15 protein-coding genes and 1 riboswitch are annotated in these 17,770 nt (G+C 70.7%); of the genes, 11 read left to right on the top strand and 4 right to left on the bottom strand.

Going from position 1 to position 17,770, the window contains the following annotated elements; all coding sequences use genetic code 11:
• Positions 1 to 72 precede the first annotated feature (72 nt).
• From OO014_RS00170 to OO014_RS00160, 3 genes are all read left to right on the top strand, one after another.
• Complete coding sequence (locus tag OO014_RS00170; RefSeq protein WP_272460203.1) at positions 73 to 657, top strand: MerR family transcriptional regulator; 585 nt, start codon at positions 73 to 75, stop codon at positions 655 to 657.
• A gap of 45 nt (positions 658 to 702) precedes the next feature.
• Positions 703 to 817, top strand: a riboswitch (glycine riboswitch).
• A gap of 102 nt (positions 818 to 919) precedes the next feature.
• Entirely contained in the window at positions 920 to 3,808 is a 2,889-nt protein-coding gene (gene gcvP, locus OO014_RS00165; protein WP_272460202.1) for an aminomethyl-transferring glycine dehydrogenase, read from the top strand.
• A 53-nt stretch (positions 3,809 to 3,861) separates the two neighbouring features.
• Positions 3,862 to 5,352 (top strand): glutamate--cysteine ligase, encoded by a 1,491-nt coding sequence (locus OO014_RS00160; protein ID WP_420485463.1) that lies wholly within the window; start codon positions 3,862 to 3,864, stop codon positions 5,350 to 5,352.
• Positions 5,353 to 5,422: 70 nt separating this feature from the next.
• On the opposite strand, the gene OO014_RS00155 is transcribed toward OO014_RS00160, so the two are convergent.
• Positions 5,423 to 6,082: a histidine phosphatase family protein gene (locus tag OO014_RS00155; protein WP_272460201.1), complete on the bottom strand. Its 660-nt coding sequence runs from the start codon at positions 6,080 to 6,082 to the stop codon at positions 5,423 to 5,425.
• Between the two features lie 36 nt (positions 6,083 to 6,118).
• On the opposite strand from OO014_RS00155, the gene OO014_RS00150 reads away from it, so the two are divergent.
• A complete protein-coding gene (locus tag OO014_RS00150; protein WP_272460200.1) occupies positions 6,119 to 6,988 on the top strand; it encodes a PhzF family phenazine biosynthesis protein in 870 nt (289 codons plus the stop codon).
• A gap of 23 nt (positions 6,989 to 7,011) precedes the next feature.
• Here OO014_RS00150 and OO014_RS00145 read toward each other — a convergent pair whose 3' ends face one another.
• Positions 7,012 to 7,767, bottom strand: a complete 756-nt coding sequence (locus OO014_RS00145; protein WP_272460199.1) for a TrmH family RNA methyltransferase — start codon at positions 7,765 to 7,767, stop codon at positions 7,012 to 7,014.
• A 173-nt stretch (positions 7,768 to 7,940) separates the two neighbouring features.
• On the opposite strand from OO014_RS00145, the gene OO014_RS00140 reads away from it, so the two are divergent.
• The 7 genes from OO014_RS00140 (at position 7,941) to OO014_RS00110 (ending at position 15,408) form a co-directional block, all read left to right on the top strand.
• The gene (locus tag OO014_RS00140; protein WP_272460198.1) at positions 7,941 to 9,116 is read left to right on the top strand and encodes an LLM class flavin-dependent oxidoreductase; all 1,176 of its coding nucleotides are present in this window, start codon (positions 7,941 to 7,943) and stop codon (positions 9,114 to 9,116) included.
• On the top strand, positions 9,113 to 9,724 hold the full coding sequence (locus OO014_RS00135; RefSeq protein ID WP_272460197.1) for an FMN reductase: 612 nt from the start codon (positions 9,113 to 9,115) through the stop codon (positions 9,722 to 9,724). Before OO014_RS00140 ends, OO014_RS00135 begins: the two co-directional genes overlap by 4 nt.
• Before the next feature lie 34 nt (positions 9,725 to 9,758).
• Complete coding sequence (locus OO014_RS00130; protein WP_272460196.1) at positions 9,759 to 11,003, top strand: APC family permease; 1,245 nt, start codon at positions 9,759 to 9,761, stop codon at positions 11,001 to 11,003.
• Between the two features lie 115 nt (positions 11,004 to 11,118).
• Positions 11,119 to 11,505 carry a DUF2695 domain-containing protein gene (locus tag OO014_RS00125; RefSeq protein ID WP_272460195.1) on the top strand — a complete coding sequence of 129 codons (387 nt, stop codon included), beginning with the start codon at positions 11,119 to 11,121 and terminating at the stop codon, positions 11,503 to 11,505.
• Between the two features lie 66 nt (positions 11,506 to 11,571).
• Positions 11,572 to 12,195: an L-threonylcarbamoyladenylate synthase gene (locus OO014_RS00120; protein WP_272460194.1), complete on the top strand. Its 624-nt coding sequence runs from the start codon at positions 11,572 to 11,574 to the stop codon at positions 12,193 to 12,195.
• 43 nt (positions 12,196 to 12,238) lie between these two features.
• Positions 12,239 to 13,423, top strand: a complete 1,185-nt coding sequence (locus OO014_RS00115) for a Fic family protein (RefSeq protein WP_272460193.1) — start codon at positions 12,239 to 12,241, stop codon at positions 13,421 to 13,423.
• Positions 13,424 to 13,470: 47 nt separating this feature from the next.
• Positions 13,471 to 15,408, top strand: coding sequence for an alpha-amylase family protein (locus OO014_RS00110; RefSeq protein WP_272460192.1), 1,938 nt, complete (start codon positions 13,471 to 13,473; stop codon positions 15,406 to 15,408).
• A 58-nt stretch (positions 15,409 to 15,466) separates the two neighbouring features.
• Here the strand turns inward: OO014_RS00110 and OO014_RS00105 are convergent, their stop codons facing one another.
• Both OO014_RS00105 and OO014_RS00100 read right to left on the bottom strand, forming a co-directional pair.
• Positions 15,467 to 16,591, bottom strand: a complete 1,125-nt coding sequence (locus OO014_RS00105; protein WP_272460191.1) for a DUF2332 domain-containing protein — start codon at positions 16,589 to 16,591, stop codon at positions 15,467 to 15,469.
• A 9-nt stretch (positions 16,592 to 16,600) separates the two neighbouring features.
• Positions 16,601 to 17,770: a methyltransferase domain-containing protein gene (locus OO014_RS00100; RefSeq protein ID WP_272460294.1), complete on the bottom strand. Its 1,170-nt coding sequence runs from the start codon at positions 17,768 to 17,770 to the stop codon at positions 16,601 to 16,603.

Raw genomic sequence — 17,770 nt, 5'->3', positions numbered from 1 at the left:
AAGTGAACAACGTGACTGTAGTTACCTGGATGTCGTCTGCGCGACGCCCGGTTCCGAAAGAGAGGGACTCGCATGGCTGCCATCGAGGATGCCGCCCCGGCGGGCGGGCGCGCTCCGGTTGCCTCGCAGGGGATGCTCTTCACCGACGACCTCCCGGACCTCACCGAGGACGTCGGCTACCGCGGGCCCACGGCCTGCCGCGCCGCCGGGATCACCTACCGCCAGCTCGACTACTGGGCCCGGACGGGCCTCGTTGAGCCGTCCGTCCGGGGCGCCACCGGATCGGGCACCCAGCGCCTCTACGGCTTCCGCGACATCCTCGTCCTGAAGGTGGTCAAGCGACTGCTGGACACGGGTGTGTCGCTGCACCAGATCCGGGTCGCGATCGAGCACCTGCGCGAGCGTGGCGTGGAGGATCTCGCCCAGATCACGTTGATGAGCGACGGCGCCTCCGTCTACGAGTGCACGTCCGCCGATGAGGTCATCGACCTCGTCCAGGGTGGTCAAGGCGTGTTCGGCATCGCGGTCGGCCGGGTCTGGCGTGAGGTGGAGGGCGAGCTGGCCCAGCTGCCGAGCGAGCGTGCCGAAGTCGGCCCCGCCGTGGATCACCCGGACGACGAGCTCACTGCTCGCCGGCAAGCTCGCCGCATGGCGTGACCGTCCCCGATCCGGGCACCGACTGGTAGGTTTGAGCCCAGCCGTCCAAACCACATGGGAGAGTCCTCGTCGGCGTCAGGTGTCCGTCGCCTGAGTTCAACGAGGCGCCGAAGGGGCAACATCCCCGGAACCTCTCAGGCACCCGGACCATGTGGCGAGGCACTCTGAAGGACGCGGGCACCGCTGCCGGCTCCGACAGACGGGGAGCGTGTGTTGTCCGCTCGTCCCGTCAGGAGCCCCGATGTCAACCCAGTCACCAGCCATGCTGGAAACCACCTTCGCCGACTTCGTGGGCCGGCACGTCGGTCCGCGCACCGGCGACATCGACGAGATGCTGCGCGTCGTCGGCCAGCCCAGTCTCGACGTCATGTGCGATCGCGCCATCCCCGGCGCGATCCGGTCGACCGAGGCGCTGCGCCTCGACGCAGCCGACAGCGAGTCGGCCGTCATCGACGAGCTGCGCGGGTTCGCCTCGCGCAACAAGGTCCTCACCTCCCTGATCGGTCTCGGCTACTACGGGACCGTCACCCCTCCCGTGGTGCGCCGCAACGTGCTCGAGAACCCGGCCTGGTACACCGCCTACACGCCCTACCAGCCGGAGATCTCGCAGGGGCGCCTCGAGGCACTGCTCAACTTCCAGACGGTCGTCAGCGACCTGACCGGCCTCGACATCGCCGGCTCCTCCCTGCTCGACGAGGCGACCGCGGCCGCCGAGGCGATGTCCCTGATGCATCGCGCGACCCGGGCCACCGACGGTGTCGTGGTCGTCGACGAGCGGGTCTTCCCTCAGACCATCGCCGTGATGCAGACCCGTGCGTCCGCCATCGGGCTGCCCCTTGTCGTCGCGGACCTGCGCGACGTCCGCTCGGCCGACGACCTGGCCGCCGCCGCTGATGGCGGCACCGTCGTGGGCGTCGTCGTCCAGTACCCCGACGCCGGCGGCGCCGTGCTCGACTGGCGCGGCCTGGCCGAGGCCGCCCACTCGGCCGGAGCCCTCGTCACCGCGTGCGCCGACCTGCTCGCCCTCACCCTGCTCGTCCCGCCGGGGGAGTGGGGCGCCGACATCGCGGTCGGGAGCGCCCAGCGCCTGGGTGTCCCGATGGGCTTCGGTGGTCCCCACGCCGGCTACATGTCCGTCCACCAGGGCCTCGAGCGGCAGATGCCCGGTCGCCTGGTTGGCGTGTCCGTCGACTCCCACGGCAAGTCGGCCTACCGTCTGGCCCTGCAGACCCGCGAGCAGCACATCCGCCGCGAGAAGGCCACCTCCAACATCTGCACCGCCCAGGTGCTCCTCGCCGTGATGGCCTCGATGTACGCCGTGTGGCACGGCCCCGAGGGCCTGACCCGGATCGCCCGACGGATCCACGGGCACACGGCCCAGCTGCGCGCAGCCCTGCTGGCCGGCGGGGTGGACGTCGTCACCGAGGCTCACTTCGACACCCTCACCGTTGCAGCCCCGGGGCGAGCCGACGCCATCGTGGGCGACTTCCTGGACCGCGGCATCAACGTGCGGCGGGTCGACGGCGACCACGTCTCCCTCAGCCTCGACGAGACGACGACGAAGGCCACTCTGGACGCGATCCTCGCGGGCTTCGGCCTCGAGGCCCGGCCGGAGCAGGCGGAGGGTGACTCGGGGAGCGAGCTCAGCGGCATACCCGCTGCTCTGGTCCGCACGTCGGAGTTCCTGACCCACCCCGTGTTCCACGCGCACCGTTCGGAGACGGCGATGCTGCGCTACCTGCGCCGCCTCTCCGACCGCGACTTCGCTCTCGACCGCGGGATGATCCCGCTCGGATCGTGCACGATGAAGCTCAACGCCACGACCGAGATGGAGTCGATCACCTGGCCCGAGTTCGCCAACCTGCACCCGTTCGCGCCGGCCGACCAGTCGGAGGGGATCCGGGACCTGATCGGGCAGCTGGCCGACTGGCTGTGCGAGGTCACAGGCTACGACGCGGTGTCGCTCCAGCCGAACGCCGGCTCGCAGGGCGAGTTCGCCGGGCTCCTCGCGATCCACGCCTACCACGAGGCCCGCGGGGAGGGGCACCGCCGGATCTGCCTCATCCCGGCCAGCGCCCACGGCACCAATGCGGCCTCCGCGGTCATGGCGGGGCTCAAGGTCGTCGTCGTCAAGACCGCGCCGGACGGCACGGTCGACATGGACGACCTGCGGGCCAAGATCGAGCAGCACCGGGAGAACCTCGGTGCGATCATGGTCACCTACCCGTCGACCCACGGCGTCTACGAGGACACGATCACGGAGCTGTGCGAGCTCGTCCACGACGCGGGCGGCCAGGTCTATGTTGACGGCGCCAACCTCAACGCGCTCGTCGGTCTGGCCCAGCCGGGCAAGTTCGGGGCCGACGTCTCGCACCTCAACCTCCACAAGACGTTCTGCATCCCGCACGGCGGCGGTGGCCCCGGCGTCGGTCCGGTGGCGGTCCGTTCCCACCTGGCTCCGCACCTGCCCAACCACCCGCTCGCCCCCGAGGCCGGGCCCGAGACCGGCGTCGGACCGGTCAGCGCAGCGCCCTATGGCTCGGCGAGCATCCTGCCGATCTCCTGGGCCTACGTCCGGCTGATGGGCGGCGACGGGCTGCGCCACGCCACCCAGATGGCGGTGCTCAACGCCAACTACGTCGCAGCCCGGCTGCGCGAGCACTACCCGGTGCTCTACTCCGGCCAGGACGGGCTCGTCGCCCACGAGTGCATCCTCGACGTCCGCAAGATCACGGCGGACACCGGGGTCACGGTCGACGACATCGCCAAGCGACTGATCGACTACGGCTTCCACGCACCGACGATGAGCTTCCCCGTCGCGGGCACGCTCATGGTCGAGCCCACCGAGTCCGAGAACAAGTACGAGCTCGACCGCTTCTGCGATGCCATGATCGCGATCCGCGACGAGATCGAGGCCATCCACAAGGGCGACGTCTCGCTCGCCGGCAGCATGCTGCGCAGCGCCCCCCACACGGCCCACGCCATCGCCGGCGGCGAATGGGACAAGGAGTACGAGCGGGCGGCCGCGGCCTTCCCGGTCGGTGTCGACGCCGCCGACAAGTACTGGCCGCCCGTCGGCCGCATCGACGGCGCCTATGGCGACCGTCACCTCGTGTGCTCGTGCCCGCCCCCGGAGGCGTTCGAGAGCTGACACGCCCGTCGGAATCCCTCGCGCCGAGGCACCATCTGTGGTTGTCTCGGCTCGTGGGAGCCGACGTCGAACAGGCCAGGTACACCCGGGAGCAGCGGCAGCAGTACCGCGAGAAGGTGCGCCGCGACCTTGACGTGTTCGAGCGGATGCTGGGGCACAGCCAGTTCGAGTTCGACCGTCCGATGACGGGGCTCGAGATCGAGCTCAACCTGGTCAACGGCGACCTCGGCCCGAAGCTCGACAACCAGACGGTGCTCGAGCAGATCGCGGACCCGAACTACCAGACCGAGCTGGCCCGCTACAACATCGAGCTCAACGTCCACCCGCGGCCGCTGCCGGGTGACGCCGCGCTCGAGCTCGAGGAGCACCTTCGCGAGTCGCTCAACCATGCCTCGGCGCGGGCTGCGGAGCTGGACACCGGCATCGTCGCCATCGGCATCCTGCCGACGGTCATGCCGGAGCACTTCGAGGGTGACTGGATCAGCGAGAACATCCGCTACGCGGCGCTCAACAACGCGGTGCTCGACGCGCGGGGCGAGGACGTGTGGCTCGAGCTGGAGGGCCCGACCGGCGAGCGGATCGCCCGGTACTCCGACTCGCTGGCCCCCGAGTCGGCATGCACGTCCATGCAGCTGCATCTGCAGGTGCAGCCGGAGCGATTCGCGGACCACTGGAACGCCGCCCAGGTCCTCGCCGGGCCCCAGCTGGCCGTGGGGGCCAACTCGCCGTTCTTCCTCGGCCAGCGTCTCTGGGCGGAGACGCGCATCCCGCTCTTCACCCAGGCGACCGACACGCGCTCGGTGGAGCTGAAGAACCAGGGCGTCCGGCCGCGGGTGTGGTTCGGCGAGCGCTGGATCACCTCGATCTTCGACCTGTTCGAGGAGAACGTCCGCTACTTCCCGGCCCTGTTGCCGGAGATCTCGGAAGAGGAGCCCGAGGAGGTCTTCGAGAGCGGTGCGGTCCCGGAGCTCAAGGAGCTGCGGCTGCACAACGGCACGGTGTATCGCTGGAACCGCCCGATCTACGACATCGTCCAGGGCCGTCCGCACCTGCGGGTCGAGAACCGCGTGCTGCCCGCCGGGCCGAGCATCGCCGACGTCCTGGCCAATGCCGCCTTCTACTACGGCGTCATCCGGGTCCTCGCGGAGGAGGACCGCCCGGTGTGGACGCGGATGAGCTTCTCGGCGGCCGAGGCCAACTTCGAGGAGGGGGCGCGCCTCGGGATCGATGCCCGGACGTACTGGCCGGGGCTCGGTGAGGTGCCGGCGACGGAGCTCGTCCTGCGCCGGCTGCTGCCGATGGCCCATCAGGGGCTCGAGCGCTGGGGGGTGTCCCAGAAGGTCCGGGATCGCTTCCTCACCATCATCGAGCAACGGTGCCTCAAGGCCACCAACGGCGCCTGTTGGCAGGCCGAGTGCGTGGCTCGGCTCGAGGCGCGGGGCCTGCCTCGCGACCGGGCGCTGCGCGAGATGCTCGCCGCCTACATCGAGGGGATGAGCGCCAACGAGCCGGTCCACGAGTGGGAGCTGCCGTCTGACCGCTGACCCCCGCGGGGGGCTGATCAGGATGCGGTCGTATGCCGCTGGGCTCGCTCCCGCGGCCCCGGCTCCGTCCCTAGGTGGTTGAGTCGGGGGTCGAGTCGGGGGTCGAGTCCTTGAGCAGGCGCCACGGGGAGAGGTTGTAGGTGCCGATGCAACGGGTCGACCGGTGGTGGGTGAGCACACTCATCGAGCCCGCATCGAGGATGAGGTGCTGTCCGAAGCGGGGGTTCTCGCCGAGCCAGACGGCGGTGAGGACCCGGAGGGCGTGACCGTGCCCGAAGAGGGCGACATTGCCGCGCTCGAGGTTCGGCCAGACCTTGTCGATGACCTGCTGGGCGCGGGCGGCGACCTCCTCGACGGTCTCGCCGGGAGTCTCCCCGGGCGCGACCCCGTCGGTGAAGACCTCCCAGGGGCGGCCGAGCCGCTCCGAGATCTCGACGGTGGTGATCCCCTCGTAGGCGCCGTAGTCCCACTCGCGCAGGAGCGGCTCGACCTCGAAGTCGCCGAGCCCGGCCAGCTCGGCCGTGTGACGGGCGCGCTGCAGGGGTGAGACGAGGACCCGCTCGAAGCGCCGGTGGCGCAGGATGTCGGCGAGCTCCCGGGCGGCGGCCTCTCCCTCGGGGAGCAGCGGCAGGTCCGTGGTGCCGGTGTGCTGGCCGCTCAGCGACCACTCGGTCTCGCCATGACGGAAGAGGTAGATGCTGCCGGGGACGACGCCATCGGGCTTGGCCATGGCCGAAATCTAGCGGCACCGCGGCAGACTGGGGCCATGACGCTCAGGTTCCGACTGCTCAACGTCTTCTCCGTCGACGGAGATCCCTTCTCGGGCAACCCGCTCTGTGTGTTCGAGGAGGCCGGCTCTCTCGACGATGCGCAGCTGCAGGCCTGGGCCCGGCAGTTCAACCTCAGCGAGACGACCTTCATCACGGCGGCCGACCTCACGGCGGCGGAGGCCGACGTGCGGATCTTCACGGCGTCCTACGAGATGCCCTTCGCTGGGCACCCCACCCTCGGCACGGCCCACGTCGTCGCGGACCTTGCAGCGGCAGGCGGAGCTCGGCCCGCAGCGGTCACCTTGTCGATGCCCGCCGGCCGCATCCCGGTCGAGCGGATCGAGGGTGGCTGGCGGCTGCGGGCCAGCGCCGCCGTCTCCCGACCTCTGGAGCGGTCGCCCGCTGAGGTCGCAGCGGTGCTGGGCATCGACGATGCCTCGGTGGTCGTCGGAGGCGCGCACTGGGTCGACGCCGGGGTGGAACAGCTCATCATCGAGCTCACCGATGCCGGCGCGGTCGCGGCGTGCACACCGGATGTTCGCGGGCTGCACGGTCAGCTGTCCGTGCCCGGCCGTGAGCCGCAGGTCTACGTCTGGGCCTGGACGGGGGAGTCGACGGTCACCTCTCGGCTCTTCGCCGCGAGTGGCAGCGCCCTCGAGGAGGACCCGGCGACCGGCTCCGCGGCGGCCAACCTCGGCAGCCACCTGGCGCTGTCCGGACGCAGGGGCCAGCAGGTCACCATCTCGCAGGGCGCTCAGGTGGGGCGGCCGTCGCGCCTCGACCTCGCCATCGACGAGGAGGGCACCGTCTTCGTCGGGGGGAGGGTCACCGAGGTCGGCAGCGGGACCGTCGCCGCCGGCACCTGACCGGCACCTGACTGGCTCCGGGCTCAGGCCCGGGCGCGGCGGACCAGCTCGAAGCACACGACCGCTGCCGCGGCCGCGACGTTGAGCGACTCGACGCCGCCCGTCATCGGGATCGAGACCCAGCTGTCGACGAGGCGGGCGACCTCCGGCCCGTGCCCGGCCGTCTCGCTGCCGAGGACGAAGGCGACCCGGTCGCGCAGGTGGGCGGTGAAGAGGTCGTCGTCGCCGTCGGCGTCCAGGCCGACGATGTGGAAGCCGTTGTCCTTGAGCGCCCCGACAGCCTCCTCGGCGGTGAAGGCCTTGAGGATCGGCGCCTTGAAGGCGACCCCGGCGGAGGCCTTGACGACGAGCGGGTCGATGGAGGCCACGCCACGACGCGGGACCACGATCCCGTCGATCCCAGCGGCGGTGGCTGACCTGATGATCATCCCGACGTTGGCCGGCGTCGTGATGCCGTCGAGCACGAGGACCGTGCGCAGGTCGGCGTGCGCGAGGGCGACCTCGAGCGGCAGCATCCGCGGCGCGACGACGTCGGCGAAGACACCCTGGTCCTGGCGTCCGTTGCCGGCGAGCTTCTTGACGCGTTCGGCCGGCGCCGTCTGGACCGTGATCCCGCGTCGACCGGCGGCCCGGCGGATCTCCGTCAGGCCCGAGCCCCGAGCCGTGTCGGCGATGACGACCTTGTCGACGTGGAGGTCGGGATCGAGCAGCACCTCGTGCACCGGGTTGCGTCCGTAGACCGTGATGAAGCGGTCCTTGGGGGAGATCTCTGGGGTCACGCGGTCAGGATCCCACGAGCGCCGGCCTGCTCGGAGACGCCACCGGAGCAAGAGGGCAGGGGATCGGTGAACCGAGCCCAGCGGCATACGACATGACTGTGCCTGGCCGGGAATGGCCGGGGGACCCGATTAGTTGGTATGATTGAATCATCAACTAATAGGAGCTGGGACACATGCAGTTCGGGATCTTCACCGTCGGCGACGTGACGACCGACCCCACGACGGGTCGCACGCCCACCGAGCAGGAGCGCATCAAGGCCACCGTCGCCATTGCCAAGAAGGCCGAGGAGGTGGGCCTCGACGTCTTCGCGACCGGAGAGCACCACAACCCGCCCTTCGTCGCGCCGGCGAACCCCACCGTGCTGCTGGCCCACCTCGCGGCCGTCACGGAGCGGATCGTCCTCACGACCTCCACCACCCTGATCACCACCAACGACCCGGTGCGCCTCGCCGAGGACTACGCCTACCTTCAGCACCTCGCTGACGGGCGGATCGACCTGATGATGGGTCGCGGCAACACCGGCCCCGTCTACCCGTGGTTCGGCAAGGACATCCGCGACGGCATCCCGCTCGCCATCGAGAACTACGCCCTGCTGCACAAGCTGTGGCGCGAGGACGTCGTCAACTGGCAGGGCAAGTACCGCACGCCGCTTCAGGGCTTCACCTCGACGCCCCGTCCGCTGGACGGCGTGCCGCCGTTCGTGTGGCACGGCTCGATCCGCAGCCCCGAGATCGCCGAGCAGGCCGCCTACTACGGTGACGGCTTCTTCTCCAACCACATCTTCTGGCCCGCATCCCACGCCAAGCAGATGGTCCAGCTCTACCGGCGCCGCTTCGAGCACTACGGCCACGGTTCCGCGGACCAGGCGATCGTCGGCCTCGGCGGCCAGGTCTTCATCCGACCCAACAGCCAGGACGCGATCCGCGAGTTCCGCCCCTACTTCGACAACGCCCCGGTCTACGGTCACGGCCCCTCGCTCGAGGACATGATGGCCCAGACGCCGCTGCTCGCCGGCAGCCCGCAGCAGGTCATCGAGGCCACGCTCGGCTACCGCGACTACGTCGGCGACTACCAGCGCCAGCTGTGGCTGATGGACCACGCCGGCCTGCCGCTCAAGACGGTCCTCGAGCAGCTCGACATCCTCGGCGAGCAGGTCGTGCCGGTCCTGCGCAAGGAGTTCGCAGCGCTCAAGCCCGCCCACGTCCCGGACGCCCCGACCCACGCCTCGCTCGTCGCGAATGCCGGCGGCGGCCACGATGCGACGGTCTACGCCGCAGCCGACGACGTGACCGGCGGCTCGCCCGACGAGTCCCGGACCCCCGCCGCCACGAACGGAGACCGCCGATGACCACCCGAATCGCCGTCATCACGGCCGGCATCACCGACCCGTCCTCCACGCGGCTGCTCGCCGACCGGCTCACCGAGTCGGTCGTCCGGGCCCTGGGTGGTCACGACGTCGCGGTGGACCTCATCGAGGTCCGCGAGGTCGCCCACGACGTGACCAACAACGTCCTCACCGGCTTCGCGTCACCGGAGCTGCAGGAGCGCCTCGATGCGATCGTGGCGGCCGACGCCCTCATCGTGTCCACGCCGATCTACAGCGCTTCCTACAGCGGCCTCTTCAAGATGCTCATCGACGTGCTGCCCAAGGACGCCCTGCGTGGCAAGCCGGTGCTGCTCGGCGCGACCGGCGGGACGGCCCGCCACTCCTTGGCCATCGACCACGCCCTGCGGCCGCTCTTCGCCTACCTCGGTGCCCTGGTCGCACCCGTCGCGGTCTTCGCGGCCTCCGAGGACTGGGGGAGCATCGAGGCCGGCCGCCTGGGGTCCCGGATCGACCGGGCCGGCGCCGACTTCGTCCGGATCGTCGCCGGCGCACCGGCGCCTCGTGCGACCGACCCGTTCGAGGACATCACCCCCTTCGAGGCCCTGCTCGCCGACGCCTCGCGCGCCTGACCCGGCCCGCCTCTCGGGGTGACAGACTGCGGCCGTGTCGTCGCAGACCTCGCTCGCCAGACGCCTCTCGACCACCGACGCCGTCCACATCGGTGTCGGGTCCATGGTCGGGGCCGGTCTCTTCACCGCCTTCGCCCCTGCGGCCGCCGCCGCAGGGGCGTTGCTGCTCCTCGCCCTGCTCGTCGCCGCCGTCGTGGCCTTCTGCAACGCGACCTCCTCCGCACAGCTCGCCGCCCAGTACCCCACATCGGGCGGCACCTACGTCTACGGACGCGAGCGCCTCGGCCACTGGTGGGGCTTCATCGCGGGGTGGGGCTTCGTCATCGGCAAGACGGCCAGCTGTGCCGCCATGGCGATGACCTTCGCCGCCTATGTCGTCCCGGGGGCCTGGCAGCGGCCGGTGGCCATCGCGGCCGTCATCGGGCTCGCCGCCGTGAACTACCACGGCGTGACGCGCACTGCCCGCCTCGCCCGGGTGCTCGTGGCGGTGATCCTCGCCCTGCTCGCCCTCACGCTCGTGGCTGTGGTCGCGGGGACGGCCCCAGTCCACGTGGGGGAGTCGGGTCCGGTGGGCTGGACCGGAGTGACGCAGGCGGCCGCCCTGCTGTTCTTCGCCTTCGCCGGGTACGCGCGGATCGCGACCATGGGGGAGGAGGTCACCGATCCGCGCCGCACCATCCCGCGGGCGATCGTCATCTCCTTCGCCGTCGTCGTGCCGCTCTACGGCATCACCGGCTGGGTCCTGCTCGACCGGCTCGGCGCGCCCGCGCTCGCCGCCACTGAGGCGCCCTTGCGTTCAGCCGCCGAGACGACGCCGTATGCCGCCTGGCTCGGTCCCGTGGTCATCGTGGCCGCCGCGGTGGCGGCGCTCGGGGCGCTCCTGTCGCTGATCGCCGGCGTCGGCCGGACGGCTCTCGCCATGGCGCGCGAGAGGGACCTGCCCACACCGCTCGCCCGCGTCCACCCGAAGTACGCCGTGCCGCACGTCGCCGAAGTGGCGCTCGCGGCGATCGTGTCCCTGCTCGTGCTCGTCGTCGACCTGCGCGAGGTCATCGGCTTCTCGTCCTTTGGGGTGCTGACCTACTACGCCGTGGCCAACGCCGCTGCCTTGACCCAGTCCGGCCGGGACCGGCTGTATCCGCGCCCGCTGCAGGTCGTGGGGCTCGTCGGTTGCATCGTGCTGGCCTCGACCGTGCCGACCGAGTCGCTCATCCCCGGAGTCGCCGTGCTCGTCGCGGGGATGGCCGGCCGTGCCGTTGTCCGGCGCGCCAGAGGCTGAGGCGTCCGGAGAAGTCGTCCACAACCCTCCGGCCGGGACGGGCTCGTCCACACCCGGGAGCGACGAAGACACGCAGTGCGCCTGGGTGACGCAGGGTGGTCCGTAAAGGAGGGCCATGTCCAACGTGATCCACATCTTCACCGGCCGCGCGATCGACCCCGCGACCGGAGTCCTGCCCCTTCCGGGCGAGTGCCTGGGGTGCTTCGTGCACCGGATGGTGGAGGAGGGCGGCTGCAGCGACGGTTTCGGCTGGGTCGAGCACTACCGACTCGTGCGCGCCCGGCGAGCCGTCACCCTGACGCAGCGCCTCACCAACCAGGGCTGCGGCTGCGACTGCGAGGTCGTCAGCGAGGTCTGGGAGCCGAGCCCGGAGCTCTGGTCCGTCGACCAGCACTCGGGGGCGCTGGTGGCCCCGGACGGCCTGCCGCCGTGCACGAAGGTGCGCCCCGGCTCGACCCAGCCCTGCACGCTGTGGGTTCCGGCGGCGAGGCTGGCCCTGTGACCGCGTGAGCCGAGCCTCTCCGCTCCGGTGCGATCCAGCGTGGTCGGGCGTGGGAGGCTGGGCACCATGGCCAAGTACTTCGACGTGCACCCGGTCGATCCGCAGCCGCGACGCATCGCGCAGGCCGTCCAGATTCTGCTGGACGGGGGCCTCATCGCCTATCCCACCGACTCCGGGTTCGCTCTCGGGTGCTCGCTCGACAATCCGGACGGCAGGAGCCGAATCCTGCGCATCCGAGGACTCGATGACCGGCACCACTTCACCCTCGTCTGCGCCGACTTCGCGCAGCTCGGCCAGTTCGCGCAGCTCGACAACGCCGTCTTCCGCGCCGTCAAGTCCCACACGCCCGGCCCTTACACCTTCATCGTTCCTGCGACCAAGGACGTCCCCCGCCGACTGGTGCACCCCAAGAAGCGGACGGTGGGGGTCCGGATCCCGGACCACCCGGTCGTGCGCTCGCTGCTCCAGGCACTCGGCGAGCCGATCCTGTCCAGCACCCTGTTGATGCCCGGGGACGAGGAGCCGATGACTGATGGGTGGGCTGTGAAGGAGCGCCTGGACCACGTCGTCGACGCCGTCATCGACTCGGGTGAGTGCGGCACGGAGCCGACCACGGTCGTGGACTTCTCCGAGGGCTACGCCGAGGTGGTCCGCGTCGGCGCTGGAGATCCGACCGACTTTGAGTCTTAGTTAAGGATCGTGATCCTTCCTTAATCAAGATAGGCTGCAAGGTATGCACTGGCCCGCGATCGGCGCCGTCAACCTCCCTTGGACGCCCCAGCCTGACGGGCTGGCCGCGACATCGCGTCGCGCTCGCAGAAGCATGCCGGAGTCGTACCGCGCGGCCCTCGTGCCGTCCATCAGCGCCGTGGAGCTGCGGCTGCCCGGCGACCTCGCGGCTGACCTGGACGAGGCGACCCGCCTCCTCACGGCGTTCGACGCGGGGGGAGTGGGGGAGGTCGCCCCGTTCGCGGCCATCCTGCTCCGTTCGGAGAGCGCCGCCAGCTCCCACATCGAGAACCTCACGTCGTCGGCGCGGGCCCTGGCCGAGGCTGCCATCGGGGCCGGCGACCGGACCAACGCCGTCACCATCCTGGGCAACGTGCGGACCATGCAGGCCGCCATGGAGCTCGCCGGAGACCTCGACGAGGCCTCGATCCTGGAGATGCACCGGGCGCTGCTGACCGGCCAGAGTCGCGTCCGGCCCGGTCAGTGGCGGGAGGAGCAGGTGTGGGTCGGGGGGAACGGGCTCCACCCCGGCGACGCGGACTTCGTCCCGCCCCTCGCTGATGCGGTCCCGGCGCTGATGGCCGACCTCGTCGCCTTCCTGCGACGAGACGACGTACCCCCGCTGGCCCAGGCGGCCCTCGGCCACGCGCAGTTCGAGACGATCCACCCGTTCGCCGACGGCAACGGCAGGACCGGCCGGGCCCTGCTCCACGCGTCGTTGGTGAACACCGGAGTGATCCACCGCGTCACCGTCCCGATCTCGGCCGGCCTCCTTGCCGCCAAGCCGCGCTACTTCGCGGCGCTGACGGCCTACCGCGGTGGTGACGCCGCCCCGATCCTCCGGTGCGTCGCCGATGCCGCTCGCGCCGGCGTCGCGGTGGGGGAGTCGCTCGTCGGCCGGCTCCGCGAGGTCAGGGGAGGCTGGGACCGACGGATTGAGGCGCGAGCTGACTCCGTCGTGTGGCGCATCGCCGACCTGCTGCTGCATCAACCGGTCGTGACGGCCAGGCTCGTCACCACGGCCCTGGACGTCTCCGCGCCGACGGCGCAGGCAGCCCTGACGCGGCTCGGCGAGGCGGGTGTGCTCGTCGAGTCGACCGGTTGGAAACGCAATCGCGTCTACCGGTCACCCGAAGTGCTCGACGCTCTGGACAACTATGCCGAAGGACTCGGGCGCCGCAGCAGGTGACGGCGCGGTCGCGTGACGAGGCAGCCGACCTGCGCTTGAATGCGTCCATGTCGACCCCAAGCGCGGCTCGTGCTGGAGCAGGCCCGGACACCCGGAGGGTGCTCGACGGCCTCGACCCGACGGAGCGCAGGACCCTGGAACTGCGTCTCGAGCGGTGGGCTCCCGATCTGGAGTCCGCACTGCGGCAGCTGTATCCGTCCGCCGACATCGACGCTCTCGCCGACCGACTCACCGCCGTGGCCGTCCAGGGTCATCGCGACCGCGACGAGGACCTGCGGGTGCTCGACGAGCGGCGGCTGCTGCGTCCCGACTGGCTTCAGCAGCCCGGCATGTTCGGCTACGCCTGCTACACCGACCGGTTCGCGGGACGACTCACCGACCTTCCGGAGCGGCTCGACTACCTGGGGGAGCTCGGCGTCACCTACCTGCACCTCATGCCGCTCCTGCAGCCGCGGCCCGGCGACAACGACGGCGGCTATGCGGTCGCCGACTACCGGACCGTCCGCGCCGACCTGGGGACCAACGACGACCTGCGGGCCGTGACGAAGTCCCTGCGCTCGCGCGGCATCTCGCTGGTCTGCGACCTGGTGCTGAACCACGTCGCCAGGGAGCATGAGTGGGCGCAGCGGGCCCGAGCCGGCGAGGAGCGCTACCGCCAGTACTTCCACGTCTTCCCCGATCGTGCGGAGCCGGACGCCTTCGAGCGCTCGCTCCCCGAGGTCTTCCCGGATTTCGCTCCCGGCAACTTCACCTGGGACGACGAGCTGGGCGGCTGGGTGTGGACCACCTTCAACGAGTGGCAGTGGGACGTCAACTGGTCCAACCCGGACGTGCTGTGCGAGTACGCCGAGATCGTCGTGCACCTCGCGAACCTCGGCGTCGAGGTCCTGCGGCTCGATGCCATCGCCTTCACCTGGAAGCGTCTGGGCACGTCGTGCCAGAACGAACCGGAGGTGCACGCGCTCACGCAGGCGCTGCGCTCCGTCGCACGCATCGCCTGCCCCGCACTCGCGTTCAAGGCCGAGGCCATCGTCGGTCCGAGGGACCTGGTCCAGTACCTCGGGACAGGGACCCACGCCGGCAAGGTCAGTGACCTCGCCTACCACAACAGCCTCATGGTGCAGGTGTGGTCCATGCTGGCTGCGGGGAACGTCGTCCTCGCCCGGCAGGCTCTCGCCGGCCTCCCGCCGACGCCGCCGACGAGCACCTGGATCTGCTACGTGCGGTGCCACGACGACATCGGCTGGGCCATCGACGACGGCGACGCCCGCGCCGTAGGACTGGACGGGCCGTCCCACCGACGGTTCCTCTCGGAGTGGTACGCCGGCGACCATCCGGGATCGTGGGCCGATGGACTCGTCTTCCAGTACAACCCGGCCACGGGAGACAAGCGCATCAGCGGGACGGCAGCAGCTCTCGTGGGACTCAGCACCGCGCCGACTGCCGAGGCAGTGAACCGATCCCTCGCGCGACTCTTTCTCGCGCACGCCATCATCGCGGGCTGGGGCGGCATCCCCGTGATCTGGAGCGGGGACGAGCTCGGCCAACCGAACGATCCCCGATGGCGGGACGAGTCCGGCCACGAGGCCGACAACCGCTGGGCGCACCGCCCTCGCCTGGACTGGAGGCTGGCCGAGCACCGGACCGAGCTCTCCAGCACGGTGGGCAAGGTCTTCCAGGGCATCGCCCACCTGGCCCGGACCAGGGCCTCGCTCCCGCAGCTCCATGCTGCAGCTGTCACGCAGGTGGTTCAGGACACGGACGACGGCGTGCTCGTTGTCGAACGCAGTCACCCCAGCGGCGCGATGGTCTGCGTCTACAACGTCACCGACACGTGGCGCCCCGTGTCGATGGAGGTGTTCCGGACGGCCGGCATCGTTGATCCGGTCAATGCCCTCAGCGGGCACCGGGTCGTCGGGGGAGAGGGTGGCACCGCCATGCTCAGCCCCTACGCCGCCTGGTGGGTCGTTGGTCGCACCGGATAGGCTTGCATGAATTCCATTGTCTCCCAATGGGATTCGCCGGTAATCGACATTATGATGTTCAGCCGGAAGGCATCTCGTCGAGGTCGATCCACTCGCCGTGCGGGTGGCAGGTGCCGAGCGCAAGACCTTCCTGCTCCACGCCGTCGCGCCATTGACGCAGCCCGAGCACAGTCCCACCGGCGTCCTCGCGCACCCCGCGAGGCACTGGAATGCCGGGGATGGCCCCCGGTGGCTCTGCGGTCAGCCAGGACAGGGCCGGCACCTCACGGGCGAGCGCGTCGAGTCGGTCGGCCAGCTCGGACCTGCGAGCCCGGTCCGCATACGTCAGGGCCCACGAGCTGAAGACGACGAGGTGAGAAGTCGACGCCGCCGGGCCCAGAGCAGCCGCCACCGCCTTCTCGAGCCCATCGACAAAGTCACCCTGCACGACCGGGGGAGGCTCCCGTCGCATCAGCTCGACGGCGGCGCGGAACCGCTCAACCCGTCCCGGCACGTCCGGCCAGAGACAGGCCGTCAGCCAGCGGAGGCCAGCGTCGTCATCGAGGCGGATGGGGTTGCGGTCCACACCCGCCCGGCCGGCGATCCGTGGCAGCTCGTCGAGACGCACGGCCACGAGCGACCGGTCGGTGCCCTCGCAGCGCACCGGGGAGAGCGGGTCGCCGGCAACCGCCTGCACGCCTTGGCGATCGACTGCGATGGCGTAGCGGTCCACGCCGAGGAGCAGGCCGGCGCTGGCCCCGAGCTCCACGAGGGTGATCGCGTTGTCCGTGCCGGGGTGCTGATCATGGGTTGCCGCGACCAAGCCGGCGGCCAGGTAGACGCTGCGGTTGACCTCGTTGGTCTGGGTCAGACGGGTGGCGATGAGCCCGGCCAGCTCCTCCCGGTGGGCCAGCGCGGTGGCGCGGACGTCAGGCCAGGGATCGCCCACCGGCACGCTGTCCCGCTCGACCACGCTGGCATACCACCGCGCGGCCGGCAGGTCGGGTCGCCGCAGCACGAGGTCGTGCACGGCGGCGAACCAGAGGACCGGCCGGTCCTGACCCGGCTGGGCCTCGAGGAGGAGTGCGGCCGCCTCGCGGTCCTGGGCCAGTCGGCGTGCCAACGCACCGTAGAGCGGCAGGTGCGCGAACTCCTCGGCGAAGTCCCTGAACCGCCGCAGGATGGTCGCGAGTCGGTCGTCCACGTGCACCACTCAGCCGGCCGTGCGTTCCAGCAGGACGGCGACCTCGTGGTGGCTCGTCTGGGGGAACATGTCGAACAGTCGGGCCTCGCGCGCGGTGAAGGACGGCAGGGCTGCGAGGTCACGGGCCAGGCTGTCGACGTTGCAGCTCGAGTAGATGAGGTGGCTCACCTGCGAGCCCTCGAGGCGGCGCGCCAGGTCAGGTCCGATTCCGCGCCGGGGCGGGTTGACGACGACGAGGCCGCGCGTCGTGGCGCCGAGGCTCCCGGAGATGGCCGCGCCGGTCGCGTCGCCGGCCACGAAGCTGATCGGGCCCAGATCTGGCTGACGTTCGCGGAGCTCCGCAGCACTGCGCCGGGCGCTCTCCACCGCGTCCGCAGAGACCTCGACACCCAGGACCCGACGGCTCCCGGGGTGCCCGGACCGCGCAGCGTGCAGCGCGAATCCGCCCACGCCGCAATAGAGGTCCAGCACCTCGGCTGGCTCCGTACGACTGATCCACTCCTCGGCCTGACGGTAGAGGGCGGCCGCCACCTCGGTGTTGGTCTGGAAGAAGCTGTTGGGCCGCAGGTGCAGCGTGATGTCGTTCACCGGCACGGACAGGGCGTCAGACCGTGACAGGACGATCTCGGTCGGACCCTCGACGATCGCCTGGTGAACTGGTTGAAGGTTCACCGACACGACGGTCACCTCAGGCAGGCGGTCCTGGATGTGTCGCAGGCGGGACCGGAGCAGAGCCACGTGGCGCTGCGACCGCAGCACGAACCGGAGCATGACCTCGCCAGTGGGGGAGCGGGTCAGCAGCACGTGCTTGAGCTCACCGCGCCGGGCCGGGACGTCATAGGGCTCGAGGCCCAGCTCGTCGACGAGGTCAGCGACCCGCGGGATCAACGCCTGCAGGCCCGGCTCGTAGAGGCCACAGCCGCGCAGGTCCACGCCGCGGCTGTCGCCGTCGAGGATCCCGAGGGTGACGGAGCCGGGCCGACCTGCCGCGACGAGCTTGGCCTTGTTGCGGAACGCCGACTCAGGGCCGGCAAAGGGCTCGAGCCACGAGACAGCCGTCGCGGACCCAGCCAACGCGGCTCGGCACCGCTCCTGCTTGGCAGCCAGCTGAGCGGCATACGGCATCCCCATCAACGTGCACGAGCGGCACCGGGACTCGTCAAAGTAGTGGCACTCCAT

Source organism: Intrasporangium calvum, assembly GCF_028446585.1.
Classification (GTDB): domain Bacteria; phylum Actinomycetota; class Actinomycetes; order Actinomycetales; family Dermatophilaceae; genus Intrasporangium; species Intrasporangium calvum_A.
The sequence above is the reverse complement of the archived record's forward strand: the minus strand, read 5'-3'. Positions and strand labels throughout refer to the sequence as shown.

What these genes read in the sequence shown, in the direction of transcription:
- OO014_RS00125 (WP_272460195.1), top strand. Translation starts at nt 11,119, where the DNA reads ATGTCCAACGTGATCCACATCTTCACCGGCCGCGCGATCGACCCCGCG.
- OO014_RS00150 (WP_272460200.1), top strand. Translation starts at nt 6,119, where the DNA reads ATGACGCTCAGGTTCCGACTGCTCAACGTCTTCTCCGTCGACGGAGAT.
- OO014_RS00140 (WP_272460198.1), top strand. Translation starts at nt 7,941, where the DNA reads ATGCAGTTCGGGATCTTCACCGTCGGCGACGTGACGACCGACCCCACG.
- OO014_RS00110 (WP_272460192.1), top strand. Translation starts at nt 13,471, where the DNA reads ATGTCGACCCCAAGCGCGGCTCGTGCTGGAGCAGGCCCGGACACCCGG.
- OO014_RS00170 (WP_272460203.1), top strand. Translation starts at nt 73, where the DNA reads ATGGCTGCCATCGAGGATGCCGCCCCGGCGGGCGGGCGCGCTCCGGTT.
- OO014_RS00120 (WP_272460194.1), top strand. Translation starts at nt 11,572, where the DNA reads ATGGCCAAGTACTTCGACGTGCACCCGGTCGATCCGCAGCCGCGACGC.
- OO014_RS00115 (WP_272460193.1), top strand. Translation starts at nt 12,239, where the DNA reads ATGCACTGGCCCGCGATCGGCGCCGTCAACCTCCCTTGGACGCCCCAG.
- OO014_RS00135 (WP_272460197.1), top strand. Translation starts at nt 9,113, where the DNA reads ATGACCACCCGAATCGCCGTCATCACGGCCGGCATCACCGACCCGTCC.
- OO014_RS00100 (WP_272460294.1), bottom strand. Translation starts at nt 17,770, where the DNA reads ATGGAGTGCCACTACTTTGACGAGTCCCGGTGCCGCTCGTGCACGTTG.
- gcvP (WP_272460202.1), top strand. Translation starts at nt 920, where the DNA reads ATGCTGGAAACCACCTTCGCCGACTTCGTGGGCCGGCACGTCGGTCCG.
- OO014_RS00155 (WP_272460201.1), bottom strand. Translation starts at nt 6,082, where the DNA reads ATGGCCAAGCCCGATGGCGTCGTCCCCGGCAGCATCTACCTCTTCCGT.